The sequence below is a fragment of the Sphingopyxis sp. PET50 genome, assembly GCF_025244705.1.
Lineage (GTDB): Bacteria > Pseudomonadota > Alphaproteobacteria > Sphingomonadales > Sphingomonadaceae > Sphingopyxis.
Window position 1 is genome coordinate 2,305,644 of record NZ_CP104207.1, and the last position, 14,441, is coordinate 2,320,084.

Here is a 14,441-nt window from a genome sequence, read left to right on the forward strand (position 1 = left end):
CGCGTCCGCGACGCCGGCGGTCAGGCGCGTCCGAGATCGCCCTTGCCTACCGTCCCCGACGCCATTTCGAGCATCCGGTCGAGACTCTTGCGCGCGGCGAGGCGAAGCTCCTCGTCCATCTCGATCCGCGGCTGGAGGTCGCGGAGCGCGACGTACAGCTTTTCCATCGTGTTGAGCGCCATATAGGGGCAGATGTTGCAATTGCAGTTGCCGTCGGCCCCCGGCGCCCCGATGAAATTCTTCTCGGGCAGCGCCAGCTCCATCTGGTGGATGATGTGCGGCTCCGTCGCGACGATCAGCGTATCGCCCGGAAAGCTCTTGGCGAACTGCAATATGCCGCTGGTCGAGCCGACATAATCGGCATGATCGACGATGTGCGGCGGGCATTCGGGGTGCGCGGCGACCGGCGCGCCGGGGTGCTGCGCCTTGAGCTTGAGCAGTTCGGTTTCGCTGAACGCCTCGTGGACGATGCACACGCCGGGCCACAGCAGCATCTCGCGCCCGAACTTGCGGTTGAGATAGCCGCCGAGGTGGCGGTCGGGGCCGAAGATGATCGGCTGGTCCTCGGGAATCTGGCTGATGATCGTCTCGGCGCTCGACGAGGTGACGATGATATCGGAAAGCGCCTTCACCGCCGCCGAGCAGTTGATATAGGTCAGCGCGATATGATCGGGATGCGCCGCGCGGAAACGCGCGAACTGCTCGGGCGGGCAGCTGTCCTCGAGGCTGCATCCCGCATCCATGTCGGGCAGGACGACGATCTTTTCGGGGCTCAATATCTTCGCGGTCTCGGCCATAAACTTGACGCCGCAAAAGGCGATCACGTCGGCGTCGGTCTCCGCCGCCTTGCGCGACAGTTCGAGGCTGTCACCGACGAAATCGGCGAGATCCTGAATCTCGGGCTTCTGGTAATAATGCGCGAGGATAACCGCATTGCGTTCCTTGCGGAGGCGGTCGATTTCGGCGCGCAAGTCGAGGCCCGAGAGATTCTCGCGGATGGGAGCAGTCATGGCTTTTCCTTATATGGCTTTGCCTTGACGCCCCCCTACACTCTGCTCCGCGGCAGGGCAATTCGCGGCGTCAGTCAGCAAGCCGCTGTGCGAGCGCGATGACGGGGGGCGTCATCGACAGCAGATAGATGGTGAGGCGCGTCGCAACGACAAGCGCCGCGATCGCCTTGGTCGCCGGATGGATGCGGCCGAGCGTGCGCCGGTCGTGGAGCGCGACGATGCCCACCACGAGCAACTGGATGAGGCCCACCGGAATGTCCGACCAGCCGATCATCAACGGCATCGGCAGCAGGCGGCCGAGCGCCGAGCTCCAGGATGACGATCGTCGCCCCGATCATCAGCCGCCGGTGCCAGTCGGTATGGCGGCGGCGCCGGATCGCCCAGGCGACGACCAGGCCGAACATCAGCGATTCGATGACCGTCAGCGCCAGGAAATAGGGCGGCGTGAAGAAGGGCGGAAACCGGTGCAGCGCCAGCGACGCGATGCCGGTGAAGATACCCAGCGCGACGATGATCGTAGCCAGCCCCGCGCCGACCCAGCCGAGTCGGCGGTGCAGCGCCAGATTGTCGCGGGACACCAAAGTCGGCTGCGCGATCAGCAGCGCGAGCCAGGAGAGCATCGCCACCCCGTGCAGATGCACCCAGAAGGGCGCGGTCACGGGGTCGACGAACCCCCTGAGCGCGAATTGCAGAAATCCGAAGACGATGAAGACCGCAAGGCCAATCGCCATCCGGTGCCAGAACAATTCGACGCGCACCGCGCCATCTGCACTTGTCGCCATGTGCGATTCCCCTGCCCTTGCCCGGACTGCAGAATAGCGCAGCCGCCTATGGGGGAAAAGCCCGGAACCGGCCTGTAAGGGGCGGGTGCCTTCCGTGAAGGGGGGCGGCCTGGAATCTGGCGATTAAACCGGATCGCGGCAGGACGGCTTGCGGCCGGGAGGTGACGAAAAAAGCTCCTCCCCACTCGTGGGGAGGTGGCAGCGCGAAGCGCTGACGGAGGGGGATGGCGTCCCTACGCGCCGTGGCTTCAGGACGCCACTCCCCTCTACCGCCCTTCGGGTGGTCCGCCTCCCCACAAGTGGGGAGGATCGAAGGTCCGCTAACGACCCCCAAAACATCATCCCCGGCCGCATCCGCAACCGATGCACCCGCCCGAAACCTATTGCGCATCCGCAAAGCGCGCGGTCACCTTTGCGTCGATTCCCGCGGCCTTCAGTGGCATGGCGAAGCTCTGTTCGACGGCATTGCGCGCGGCGGTCCGCGCGAGGCGCATCGGGGTCGCGCCCTTCGCCTGCCTGATCAGCTCCTCCTGCGCCGCCTTGCGGTTCGCCGCGTCGAGGATCCTTTCGGCGTCGGTCAGCGTCAGCAGGATCACTCCGTCGCGAAACTCGCTGATCGCATCTATGTCGATCTCCGGCCCCGCGAGCCGCAGCGGGGGAAGAGTCACGGTCAGCGAATTGCTCGCCGCATCCCAGTCGAGGTCCGACGGCTTCAGCTTCGCAAGGTCGAGCTCGTAGCGCACCGTCCCCGGCATGATCAGCGTCTTCTTCGCCTCCAGCCCCAGCCGGCTCTGCGTCGATGTGACGACCGCGACATAGCGCGCGGTGAAAGGCACCAGCACATTCTGTTCCTGAAGCCCTTGCAGGCTCGCCGCGACGACCGTTTCGGGATCATAGCCGCGCTGCCAGTCGTGCCACGCGCGCCAGCCGAGAAAGACGGCGACGCCGAGGACCAGAAGGAACAGGATGTGAAAGAGCGACCGGCTCATGCGACGAGCCGCCACGCATCGGCCTCGCGCGCGACGCGGCCGCGCTGTTCGAGATCGAGCAGATGCGCGAGCACCGAGCGCCCCGCGGCGCCCGTCAGCCGCGGGTCGAGCCCCTTGTACATATGCGACACCATGTCGGGGATGACGTTCGTGCCGCGTTCGAGTTCCTTCAAAATCTGCCGCTCGCGCTGCTTGCGATGGCCGAGCATCCCCCGCACCAGTTGCCTGGGCTTGGTCACCGCGGGGCCGTGCGCGGGATAATAGACGCGGTCGTCGCGGGCGTAGAGCTTCTGAAGGCTCGCCATATAGGCCGCCATGTCGCCGTCGGGCGGGCTGACGACGCTGGTCGACCAGGCCATGACATGGTCGCCGGTGAACAGCGCCCCGCTTTCGAGCAGCGCGAAGCAGAGATGGTTCGAGGTATGGCCGGGGGTCGCGACCGCCTCGATCGTCCAGCCGTCGCCCGACAGGCGCTCGCCGTCGGTCAGCACCCGGTCGGGAGCATAGTCGGGATCGAAGGCCGAATCGGCGCGCGGGCCGCTGTCGCGGATGACCAGCGGCGCGCAGCCGATGATCGGGGCACCGGTCGCGTCCTTCAGCGGCTTGGCGGCGGGGCTGTGGTCGCGGTGCGTGTGGGTGCACAGGATCGCGGCGACGCGCTGGCCCGCGACGGCGCGGAGGATCGCATCGACATGGCCCTGCCCATTGGCGTCGGGCGGGTCGCCGATGCTCAGTCCCGAACCGGTCGGGCCGGGGTCGATCACCGCGACGTCGGCCCCCGCGCCGACGATCCAGGTCTGGGTCCCGGTGAAGGTATAGGGCGAGGGGTTGGGCGCGAGCACGCGGCGCACGAGCGGCTCATGCTGCTCGCAATCGCTGGCGCGGATGCTGTCGGGCCAGGGCTTTTCGTCGCTCATGTCCATAATGTGGCATCGCGGGCGGCGGAGAAAAAGGGGGGATCGAGAAAAGTGGGCGTAGCGGCCGGTATCGGGCGGTGCGGACGTTGATCTCCCCTCCCTGCAAGGGAGGGGCCGGGGGTGGGTGGCCGCCGAAGGCGGCGCTCTTCCTTCTTGCTCGCCGCGCTCGCTACCCACCCCTAACCCCTCCCTAAAAGGGAGGGGAATGTCTTAAGCCACCCCAAACCCGCCGTCGCCCCAACGAAAAAGGGAGCGGTCGCCCGCTCCCTTTCCCCGCCCCTGCCGCGAACGCCCACCGGGGAGAAGGCGCCCGCGTCAAAGAACCGAAACGCTCAATCGTCCGATTTTTCGAGGTCGGCGATCGCCTTGTCGAGGTCGGTGGCGACCTTGGCGCGAATCTCGTCGGACATGCGCTTGCCTGCCTCGCCCTCGGCGAACTGCGCACGCGCCTTTCTGAGCGCCGACAGCTGCCCCGCCTTGTCGAAGCCGCCGCCGGTGCAGCGGATCATCACCACACGGCTGTGCTTCTTGCCGTCCTTGTCGTCGCGATTGAGCAGCGGCATCGGCTTTTGCCCCTGCCCGCAGTTTATCGCCGAAAAATTCTTGCCGTCGAACGACTGCCAGGCGCCGGGGCCCAGCGGCGGGACCGGGGGAAGCGGCGGCATCGGCGGCATGGGTGCGAGCGCGAACTGCTGCTTGCGCTTGGCCTCCAGCTTGTCGGCGATCGCGTCGGCCTGCGCTCCGGTGATGCCCTGTTCCTTCAGCGTCGAGAGGATGTCGTCGCGCGACAGGCTGCCCGGCATGCGCAGTTCGAACCGCTTCGCCTTGGCGTCACCGGGGGCGAAGACCGTGACATTGCCCTCGCCGTCCCTGACCTCGCCGTTGCGGATCACGATGCGATGCACTTCGCGCGTCTTCTTGCCGTCGGCGGCATCCGCCGCGCCCTCGCCATCCTCTTCGCTGGTGAAGATCATCACGCGGTGCGCGCCGGTGACGGCCTCGGGCGCGTCGGGCGGCAGCGGCGCGTCGGGCGCCTCGGGCGGCGTCGGGGGAGCGGGCGGCGCGGACATATCGCTCTGCGCGCTGGCGCTGGCGATGCCGGCGGGGACCAGCGTCGCGGTGGTCGCGAGGACCGCCAGCGTCGCGCCGCCGACGAGCAGCCGCCCGGCCAGTCCGCGCTTCTTCGAAATATCCTGCTGCGTCAGCATCGTCAGTCTCTCCTGCAGATTGTCATGGACCGCCATCGGCGCCGCGAGCGACAGCCGCGATCCGACCGCCGCCTTGGCGATCGCGGTCGCGTAGCGCGCGGTGCGCACATTGCGCGGCGCGTCGCCCGCCATGGTCAGCACGCGCGCGTCGCACGCGGCCTCCTGGTCGAAACGAAAGGCGCGGATCGCGCGCCAGGCGAAGGGGTTGAACCATTGCACCGCGAGCAACAGCAGCGCCGCGGCGTTCGCCCACAGATCGCCATGGCGGTGGTGCGCCAGCTCATGGTCGATCGCCAGCGCGCGTTCCTCGGCAAGGTAGCGTGCGAAGAAATCCCGCGGCACCGCGACATAGCGCCGCCACAGACCGAAGGCGACGGGGCCGTCGACCGCGCCGGTCATCACGAGGCGGATCGACCCGATCGGCTCGAGCGCGACCGCGCCGTCCAGCACCTCGCGGCGAAAGCGCCGGTGCGCGAGCATCGCCGCGACCAGCACCGCCGCCATGCCCGCCGCCCAGACGGCGAAGAGAACAGGCAGCAGGTCCGCGACGGACAGCATCGGCGCCGCGGAAGCGGCGGGTGCCGCCGCGACCGCGTCAACGGGCGCGAGCATGACGAACTCGGCGGCCGGTTCGATCGCCGTCGCCGCCACCGCGGGCGCCTCCGGCTGGGCGAAGGGCAAAGGCGGCAGCATCAGCCGCAGCGCCGGCACCGCCCATAAAGCGTAAGTCAATCCCGGCCCGAAGTGGCGGGCAAAGGGCTTGCGGATCATCAGGATCATCAGGACGAGCGCGGCGGTCGTGACCAGCGTGTCGCCCCAGGCCTGGAAGACCATGTCGGCGCTCATGATTTCAGCCTCCGCAGCAACGCCTCGATCTCGGCGATGTCAGTGTCGGACAAGGCCTCGCGCTCGGCGAGATGGGCGATCAGCGGGCTGACGCGGCCGCCGAACAGGCGATCGACGAAGCGCTGCGATTCCTCGCCCACCGCGTCGGCGCGTTCGATCGCGGGGCGATAGAGATAGCGCCGCCCCTCGGCTTCGGCGGTCACCGCGCCTTTCTGGACCAGACGCGCGACGAGCGTCTTGACCGTCGCCAGCGTCCAGCCGTTGCCGGTCCCGACGGTGTCGGCCAGATCGGTCGCGCTCTGCGGGGAATCTTCCCACAGCGCCGCCAATATCTGCATCTCGGATTCGCTCGGACGTTCCGCCATGCTGGAACCCCTCCTTTCGGCCTCGTCTGCAACACGACTACAGATGTAGTCATTCGGCTGAACGGATGATGAATGACGCGGAACGGCCCGGCTATCCTCTCCATCGACTTGCGATTGAGAGGATCAGTTGTCGGGATTTTTGACACCCCCCATGCCCGGTAAGGAATCGCTAACCACCGCCATCCGCCGAAAAGCGCGATCGGCCGAAACTGGCACGGCCCTTGTATGGTATCGGACGTTCCCGAGTGTTCCGCTCAAAGGAGCGGTGGGGGACATCAGTCTGGTCCCTGATGTCCCCTGCCCCCACCCGGGAAATCCCCACTTGCCCCCGAAGCAGACGGGGGGCGGAGCGGCCGACAGGCCCCGCCCCCCGGACGCCTTTCCGTATATCGCGGCTACGCCAGGTTTCTGGCGAAACGCCACGTTGATCTCCCCTCCCTGCAAGGGAGGGGCTGGGGGTGGGTGGCCGCCGAAGGCGGCGCTCTTCCTTCTTGCTCGCTGCGCTCGCTACCCACCCCTAACCCCTCCCTAAAAGGGAGGGGAATGACTGCTATCCACCCGAAGCCGCTATCGTCCCAGCGCCTTGCGCTGCTCGTCCCACCAGGCGATGCGCTCGGCGATGCGTTTTTCGAAGCCGCGGTCGGTAGGGCGGTAATAGGTCTGCGCTCCCATGCCCTCGGGCCAGTAATCGGCCCCGGAAAAACCGCCCTTCGCGTCATGCTCATATTCATAGCCCGCGCCATAACCGAGGTCCTTCATCAGCTTCGTCGGGGCGTTGAGGATGTTCAGCCGGCGGCGCGAGGCTCCCGGTGTCGCGCGCCGAGGCAAAGGCGGCTTTCTGCGCGGCATAGGCCGCGTTCGATTTGGGCGCGGTGGCGAGATAGAGGCACGCCTGCACGATCGCGAGCTCGCCCTCGGGCGAGCCGAGGAACTGGTATGCGTCCTTCGCCGCAAGGCACTGCACCAGCGCCTGCGGATCGGCAAGGCCGACATCCTCGCTCGCGAAGCGGACGAGGCGGCGCAGCACGTAAAGCGGCTCCTCCCCCGCGACGAGCATGCGCGCCATATAATAAAGCGCAGCCTGCGGGTCCGACCCGCGCAACGCCTTGTGCAGCGCCGAGATGAGATTGTAGTGGCCGTCGCGGTCCTTGTCATAGACCGGCATGCGGCGATGGAGGAGCTGTGCGAGCGCCGCGGGATCGAGCGGGTCGGCGATGCCTGCGGCGACCAATGTCTCGACCTGGTTGAGCAGGAAGCGCCCGTCGCCGTCGGCGCTGGCGGTCAGCGCCTCGCGTGCCTCCGGCGTGAGCGGCAGCGGCTTGCCGACCTCGGCCTCGGCGCGGTCGAGCAAGGTGGCCATCGCCGCCTGATCGAGCCGGTGGAGCACGAGCACCTGCGCGCGGCTCAAAAGCGCCGCGTTGAGCGCGAAGCTGGGATTCTCGGTCGTCGCGCCGACGAGCACCACCGTGCCGCGCTCGACATAGGGAAGGAAACCATCCTGCTGCGCGCGGTTGAAGCGGTGGATCTCGTCCACGAACAGCAGGGTGCGCTTGCCCGCCGCCGCCATCTTCTCGGCGTCGGCGAAGGCCTTTTTGAGGTCGGCGACGCCGGAGAAGACGGCAGACAGCGGCGCGAAGCGCATGTTCACGGCTTCGGCAAGCAGCCGCGCGATCGTCGTCTTGCCGGTGCCCGGCGGCCCCCACAGGATGATCGAGGACAATTGGCCCGCCGCGACCATGCGCCCGATCGCGCCTTCGGGACCGGTCAGATGATCCTGTCCGACGACGTCAGACAGGCTCTTGGGCCGCAGCCGCTCGGCGAGCGGGGCGCCCGCGGCCGGCCCGCCGGGCGTCGCCGGGGCTTCGTCGGCGCCGAAGAGATCGGCCACCGCCCTACCCCTTCCGCTGTTTCTGCCGGATCAGCCGCAAATAGGTGTCGGCGACGGTCTGGTTGATCGCATCCCACTGATAATGGCTGCTCTCGGCGAGCGCCGCCGCGCCGTGGCGCGCGCGCAGCTCGGTGTCCTGGCAATAGTGCTGCAGATGGTCGGCGAAACCGCTGATCTGCCCCGGCGAGACGAGATAGCCGGTCACGCCATGCTTGACGATGCTGGCGCTGCCCGTGGCGCGCGCCGCGACGACGGGCAGTCCGCAGGCCATCGCCTCCAGCGTCACATTGCCGAAGGTTTCGGTGACCGAGGGGTTGAAGAAGATGTCGCAGGACGCCAGTGCGCGCGCGAGGTCCGCCCCGCCCTGAAAACCGACGAACTTTGCATCGGGCAGGCGCGATTCGAACCAGTCCCCCGCCGGCCCCTCCCCGATCACGACGACTTCATGGCGAACCTGGCGGCGCTTGAGCTGGTCGATCGCGTCGGCGAAGACGTCGAGCCCCTTTTCCATCACCAGCTCGGCCGAGGAAGGCGACGACGGGGACATCGTCGCCGATACCCCAGCTCTGCCGCCAGCGCATGTCGCGGCGGCCCGGATTGAAGATGTCGCGCTCGACTCCCGGGTCCAGATGCCGATATCGTAATTCATCCTTTGCTCGCGCAGCACCTGCGCAAAGCTTTCGGACGGCGCGATCAGCGCGTCGCACTTGCGGTACAGCTTGCGCAGCCAGGCGACGATGACCGGCTCGACAAAGGACAGGTTGTAATAGCGGAAATAGGTCTCGAAGCGGGTGTGGACCGAACAGGCGACAGGCAGCTTGCGCCGCCGCGCCCAGGCCGCCGCCTGGCGCGACACGCGGTCAGGGCTGGAGATGTGGAGGATGTTCGGCGCGAAGGCGGTGATGTCCTCGCGCACCCGGCTCGAGAAGCTCAGCGGGATGCGGTACTCCGGGCGGTTCGGAATCGCTATCGACGGCACGCTGACCAGGTCGCCGGTCGGCTCGAAATCGGGGTTGGGAACGGTCGGCGAATAGACGCGCACCGCCGCGCCCTGGCTGAGCAGATAGCCGACAAGCCGGTTGAGCGCCTTGTTGGCGCCATCGACGGTCATGTTGTAATTGCCGCTGAACAGCGCGATGCGAAGATCGGAAACGTCCATCCGGCCCCCGCTAAACCGCCCGGACACCAAAGGCAATGTTGCTAGTCGCCGGTCTCCGACGGCGCTTCCAGCTCCACCACGACGGGCGGATGGAGGCGCAGGCGATGGACGCGGCGCTCGTCGGCCTCGGTCACCTCGATGCGCCACCCGCTGGGATGGAGCAGGATTTCGCCGACTTCCGGGACGTGCCCCGCGAGCACCACGGACAGGCCGCCCAGCGTGTCGACATCCTCCTCGACCTCGGCGAGCCGCGGGTCGATCGCTTCACCGATATCGTCGAGTTCGGCGCGCGCATCGGCTTCCCAGCAGCCATCGGCGCCGGGGATGAACAGTTCGACCGGTTCGTCGTCATGCTCGTCCTCGACCTCGCCGACGATCTCCTCGACCAGATCCTCGAAGGTCACCAGGCCCTCGGTTCCCGAATATTCGTCGATCACGATCGCCAGATGCGTGCGCTTGGCGCGCATGTCGGCGAGCAGGTCGAGCGCGTCCATCGATTGCGGGACATAGAGCGGCTGGCGGATCAGGTCGATGAGCGGCGGCGGGTCGCGCTTTTCGGCAAGCACCGCGAACACATCCTTGACGTGGATCATGCCGACGACCTCGTCGAGCGTTTCGCGATAGACCGGCAGGCGGCTGTGCCCCGCCTCGGCAAAGGCCGCGACGAGTTCGTCGAAGCTGGCGCTTTCCGGAATGGCGATGATCTCGCCGCGCGGTACCGCGACATCGTCGACCGTCTGCTCGCCGAAGTGGAGGAGGTTGCGCACCATCTTGCGCTCGATGGGGGACAGGTCGCCGACGACGCTGCTGCCGCGCCGCTCCTCGGCTTCCTCCTCGGCCTCGTCGATGACCTCTTCGATCTGCTCGCGCAGCGAGGGTTCCTTGTCGCCCCCGAACAGCAATGTCTTGAGGCTTAGCCAGCAGGCCGGTTCTACTGTCCTCTTCCGATCGGTTCGAAGACCCCTGATCGTCGGGCATAGGTGTGGCTTTTCCCTGTTAATCCTGATCCGCATATGGATTGGCGAGGCCCAGCGATGCAAGCGCTTTCACTTCGAGCGCCTCCATCGCGCCCGCACTCGCATCGTCCATATGGTCATATCCGACCAGATGGAGCGTGCCGTGGACGATCAGGTGCATGGCATGGTCGACCAGCGCAATCCCTTTCTCCTCGGCCTCGCGCGTGCAGGTTTCGCGCGCCAGCACGATATCGCCGAGCAATATTTCGCCGTCGTCGCTGTTTGCCAGGCTTTCGAGCAGATCCTCCTGCACCTGCGGAAAGGACAGGACATTGGTGGGCTTGTCCTTGCCGCGGAAGTCGCGATTGAGCCGATGCACCTCGGCATCGTCGGTCAGCCGCACCGCGACCTCGACGAGCGGCGCGGCATCGGCAAGGCCGGCATAAGGTGTCAGCACCAGCGCGGCGGCAACCGCTTCGGTCGCACGCGCCTCCCAGTCGAAAGCGTCGGGCCAGGGAGTCGCAGCGTTGGTTTCGACGCTCAGCATGGCACGAGCCTCAATTGGAATAGCCCCGAAAACCGCGGAACTTCACACCGAAATTGCCGTTTCCGCAGCTTCACAAGCGCGGCAGTCCGAGAAGGGTTGAGGCAGATCATCCCGGCCACGCTATCGCGGCGAAATATCATAGGACAGCGGATTTTTCAGGCGCGAGCAGGAAATCGGGACCGGTGGTGCGGCGCGCCAGAGCCGACAAGCCTTGTTCCTTGCCGTCAAATCCAGTTAGGATGCGTGATCGAAGCCATCCTTCTTTCCCAACCCCGGGGGCGTTCGAAGCGATGAAGCAAACAATCGGCACCATATTCGGCATCGCCGTCGCGTCGGCGGGACCCGTCGGCGCGGAGCGAACGAAATTCTGTGCGGAGGTGGCGGAAGTCGTCGCTGCACGCTGGCGAAGCGAAACCATTCGCCTCCTTCCCCCCACCGACCGGCCGTGACGGACGTCAGATGTTCGGCTTCGGTGCATGCGGACACGAGATTGCGCCGGACGGCATCCCCAGATTTCATTGCTGGGGTCATAGTCCGGCGCCGCAGCCCTGGAACGGCCCAGAAGAGCTGGCGTCGATGATCGAAACATGTCTGCCCGGATCGGTCCGGACCGACAGCGGGTTCCAGCAGGTGCAACCGCGCGAGGGATATCGTGTCCCCGAGCGAGGCTATTGGACCATATATGTCGACGCCGGGAGGCTGCGTTTCGAAATCGATATGCGCTCGACGTCGCGAACGACCGATTTGAGGCTGTCCGCCTATAATCGTTGACGCACGCGTCAATGCATGTGCCGCAGCTTGTCCGGATTGCGCATCACGTAGATGCCGACGATCTTGCCGTCCTCGATCTCCAGCGCCGTGGTCTGCAATTCCCCGTCGGCCTCGCGCGTGACGAAGCCCGGCAGGCCGTTGATCGTGCCGGTGTGGACCAGGGTCGAGCCATATTTCCCGAACAGCACGGCGAGGCTGCGGTGAAGTTTCAGCACGACGGCATGGCCGAGCACCGGCTCCATCGCCGCGGGACGCTTGCCCCCGCCGTCGGACCACATGCCGACATCGGCGGCGAGCAGCGCACCGAGCGCGCCCATATCGCCGCTGCGCGAGGCAGCGAAAAAGGCATTGGCGATCTCGACCCCCTGTTGCTTTTCCAGCTTGTAACGCGGGCGGGCGTCGCGAACGTGGGTGCGCGCGCGCGCCGCAAGCTGGCGCGCCGCGGCGGGATCGCGGTCGATCGTCTTCGCGACCTCCTCGAACCCGACCCCGAACACATCGTGGAGCAGGAAGGCGGCGCGTTCGAGCGGCGACAATCGTTCGAGCGCGAGCATCAGCGGCAGGGTGACGTCGTCGGCTTCCTCCTCCTCGACCAGCGGGTCGGGAAGCCAGGGGCCGATATAGGTCTCGCGCCGGTTCTTCGCCGACTTGATCTGGTCGAGGCAGAGCCGCGTGACGGTGCGCCGCAGGAAGGCGGCGGGCTCTTGCACCGCGCCGCGGTCGGTGCCGAGCCAGCGGAGGAAAGCATCCTGCACCACATCCTCGGCATCGGCGACCGAACCGAGCATGCGATAGGCGACGCGGGTCAGGAGCGGACGCAGCGGGTCGAAACCGGCCGCCGCGTCGCCGGCTGCCGGGGATGCCCCCGCCGGGCATCAGGCCGCCTTCGCCGCAGGCATGTCGTACCAGAGGTCGAAGCCGACCGCGATGCGGTTCCAGCCGTTGATGACGTTGATCATCAGCGTGAGCTTCACCTGTTCCTCCGGCGTGAACTGCGCCTCCAGCTCATCCTTGACGGCCTTTTGTGTGTGGCCTTGCGCGACGGTGGTCAAGGCGTCGGTCCAGGCCAGCGCAGCCCGCTCGCGCGGCGTATAGACGGGGGCTTCGTGCCAGGCCGCCAGCAAATAGATGCGCTGCTCGGTCTCGCCCTTCGCGCGCGCTTCGGTGGTGTGCATGTTGATGCAGTTCGCACAGCCGTTCAGGATCGAGGCGCGGATCTTCACCAGTTCGATCAGGCTGGGCTCCAGGCTGTCCTGTACGGCCAGCGAGAGCCCCATCCACTGCTTCATCAGTGCCGACGCGGCAGCGAAGGGGTCGGTTACCTTGGTCATCGTCAGTCTCCTTTGCTCGGGTTGTGCTGTTTTGACGAGACAGGACGCCGGAATGTGACATGGGGCGAACATTTCTTTCAACCCGTCATTGCGAGCCCTTCAGCTGCCTTGCAGGCGCTCGGGATAAACTTCCGCTTCGCGGAAGCGAAGCAATCCAGAGCCCGCGTAAACCGCCCCGGATTGCTTCGCTTCGCTCGCAATGACGGCTTGATAATAATGGGCCGGATCGTAGCATCGCCTCGTCATTCACCAAGCGAGGGGGCAGGCATGATGAAATTTCTCGATGGCTACAGCGAACAGGCCTATGCGCTGCTGCGCATCGTCGCCAACCTGTTGTTCCTGGCGCATGGCGTGCAGAAATTCCTGAACTTTCCCGTGCCTTTCCCCTATCCGCTGAACCCGATGCTGATCGCCGCGGGCGCGATCGAGCTGATCGCCGGCACGATGATCGTCATCGGCGCCCTGACCCGCCCCGCCGCCTTCATCGCCAGCGGCATGTCGGCGGTCGGCTATTGGGTCGCGCACGGCACCCAGGGTCCTTTCCCGATCGCCAACAACGGCGAGACGATCGCGCTTTATTGCTTCCTGTTCCTGTACATCGCGACGCGCGGCGCAGGGATATGGAGCGCCGATGGGGCGATGAAGAAATAGGCCCTGTGTACGGCGTCCACCGCGGCCACCGCCTTGCGCCGAGGCGCACGTACTGACAGGTATCGGGCGGGAGCTGACGTTGGAATAGATCAGGCCCTCCCCTTCAGGGGAGGGCAGCGAGACTTACGAACTTGTTCGTTAGTCGCAGCGGGTGGGGTCCATCGGCCTTGCGCAAGGCCGATGGACCCCACCCCAACCCCTCCCCTGAAGGGGAGGGGCTTTATGACCGCTTCCCACCCCGAAACCGCCACCGGCCGAAGCATCGACCATCGCCACAACAAAAATGGGGCGGCCCCTTGTGGAACCGCCCCTGTAAGTTGCGGGCTTCACATGGTGAAGGTCGTCAGAGCTTGCGCGTGTTGGTCTCGATCAGCTTCTTCGCCTCGGCGATCGCTTTCTCGGTCGTCAGCTTCTTGGTCTGGATTTCGTCGGCCATTTGGAGCAGGCGGCCGCTGATGACGGTGCCGGTCTGCGCCTCTTCCTCGATCGCGATGCCGCCCTTGGTCGTCGCGACGCGGTCCCATTCGGCGCGGACGGCGGCCCAATAATCCTTCGTGGCGGCCCAATAATCGTCGGCCGCCTTCACGTCATACTGGTCGTATCGGATATAGGTGTTGAGGACATATTCCTGGACGATGGGCACCAGCTTGCCGTCCTTGATCCCCATTTTCGTATTGTCTTGCCAATGGACCCAGCCGTCGGGCGAGGGCTGGTGGCGGTTGATCGAATAATAGCGGTCGTAGACGGGATTGCGTACCGCATCGCGGCGCGCGAGCGGGCGCCAGGTCCAGTTGGAGCGCCAGCGGCGGATGCCCGCCTGCGTCTCGAACTGCCCCCAGCCGGCGTACCTCGGGGAATCGTCGACCTGATAGACGGTCTGCGACCAGCGGCCGGTGCGCATCTTTTCGGGTACGTCTTCCCACGTCCATGTGTTGCGATCCGAATAGACCAGCACCTTGGCTAAGCTCATATTCCCAGTCCTGCCGCCAATGCTTGATGATCATGCTGTTGTCGTCGTCGC

General features: G+C 66.3%; 12 protein-coding genes and 3 pseudogenes. 1 reads left to right on the forward strand and 14 read right to left on the reverse strand.

Annotation, left to right across the window (positions count from 1 at the left end; translation table 11 throughout):
• Positions 1 to 20 precede the first annotated feature (20 nt).
• The 13 genes and pseudogenes from nadA to N0A20_RS12210 all read right to left on the reverse strand — a co-directional run bounded on the left by nadA (position 21) and on the right by N0A20_RS12210 (position 12,769).
• The gene (gene nadA / locus N0A20_RS12150) at positions 21 to 1,010 is read right to left on the reverse strand and encodes a quinolinate synthase NadA (protein ID WP_260580639.1); all 990 of its coding nucleotides are present in this window, start codon (positions 1,008 to 1,010) and stop codon (positions 21 to 23) included.
• Positions 1,011 to 1,084: 74 nt separating this feature from the next.
• Positions 1,085 to 1,792, reverse strand: coding sequence for a hypothetical protein (locus N0A20_RS12155; protein WP_260580640.1), 708 nt, complete (start codon positions 1,790 to 1,792; stop codon positions 1,085 to 1,087).
• A gap of 380 nt (positions 1,793 to 2,172) precedes the next feature.
• A complete protein-coding gene (locus tag N0A20_RS12160) occupies positions 2,173 to 2,781 on the reverse strand; it encodes a DUF4230 domain-containing protein (protein WP_260580641.1) in 609 nt (202 codons plus the stop codon).
• On the reverse strand, positions 2,778 to 3,698 hold the full coding sequence (locus N0A20_RS12165) for an MBL fold metallo-hydrolase (protein ID WP_260580642.1): 921 nt from the start codon (positions 3,696 to 3,698) through the stop codon (positions 2,778 to 2,780). Before N0A20_RS12165 ends, N0A20_RS12160 begins: the two co-directional genes overlap by 4 nt.
• Before the next feature lie 332 nt (positions 3,699 to 4,030).
• Entirely contained in the window at positions 4,031 to 5,752 is a 1,722-nt protein-coding gene (locus N0A20_RS12170) for a M56 family metallopeptidase (protein ID WP_260580643.1), read from the reverse strand.
• Positions 5,749 to 6,117 (reverse strand): BlaI/MecI/CopY family transcriptional regulator, encoded by a 369-nt coding sequence (locus tag N0A20_RS12175; RefSeq protein ID WP_260580644.1) that lies wholly within the window; start codon positions 6,115 to 6,117, stop codon positions 5,749 to 5,751. The genes N0A20_RS12170 and N0A20_RS12175 overlap by 4 nt, the downstream gene beginning before the upstream one ends.
• 567 nt (positions 6,118 to 6,684) lie before the next feature.
• Positions 6,685 to 8,005: pseudogene (locus tag N0A20_RS12180) on the reverse strand (replication-associated recombination protein A).
• 4 nt (positions 8,006 to 8,009) lie between these two features.
• Positions 8,010 to 9,164, reverse strand: a pseudogene (locus tag N0A20_RS12185) (glycosyltransferase family 4 protein).
• Positions 9,165 to 9,205: 41 nt separating this feature from the next.
• A pseudogene (locus tag N0A20_RS12190) lies at positions 9,206 to 10,142 on the reverse strand (hemolysin family protein).
• Positions 10,143 to 10,160: 18 nt separating this feature from the next.
• Positions 10,161 to 10,667, reverse strand: coding sequence for an rRNA maturation RNase YbeY (gene ybeY, locus N0A20_RS12195; protein ID WP_260580646.1), 507 nt, complete (start codon positions 10,665 to 10,667; stop codon positions 10,161 to 10,163).
• Between the two features lie 136 nt (positions 10,668 to 10,803).
• The gene (locus tag N0A20_RS12200) at positions 10,804 to 11,085 is read right to left on the reverse strand and encodes a hypothetical protein (RefSeq protein WP_260580647.1); all 282 of its coding nucleotides are present in this window, start codon (positions 11,083 to 11,085) and stop codon (positions 10,804 to 10,806) included.
• 361 nt (positions 11,086 to 11,446) lie between these two features.
• Positions 11,447 to 12,226 (reverse strand): sigma-70 family RNA polymerase sigma factor, encoded by a 780-nt coding sequence (locus tag N0A20_RS12205; protein ID WP_409574680.1) that lies wholly within the window; start codon positions 12,224 to 12,226, stop codon positions 11,447 to 11,449.
• An 87-nt stretch (positions 12,227 to 12,313) separates the two neighbouring features.
• Positions 12,314 to 12,769, reverse strand: coding sequence for a carboxymuconolactone decarboxylase family protein (locus N0A20_RS12210; RefSeq protein WP_260580648.1), 456 nt, complete (start codon positions 12,767 to 12,769; stop codon positions 12,314 to 12,316).
• 267 nt (positions 12,770 to 13,036) lie between these two features.
• Here N0A20_RS12210 and N0A20_RS12215 point away from each other — a divergent pair, with 267 nt between their 5' ends.
• Complete coding sequence (locus N0A20_RS12215; protein ID WP_260580649.1) at positions 13,037 to 13,420, forward strand: DoxX family protein; 384 nt, start codon at positions 13,037 to 13,039, stop codon at positions 13,418 to 13,420.
• Positions 13,421 to 13,763: 343 nt separating this feature from the next.
• On the opposite strand, the gene N0A20_RS20745 is transcribed toward N0A20_RS12215, so the two are convergent.
• Entirely contained in the window at positions 13,764 to 14,390 is a 627-nt protein-coding gene (locus N0A20_RS20745) for a DUF6607 family protein (RefSeq protein ID WP_409574681.1), read from the reverse strand.
• Positions 14,391 to 14,441: the final 51 nt, after the last annotated feature.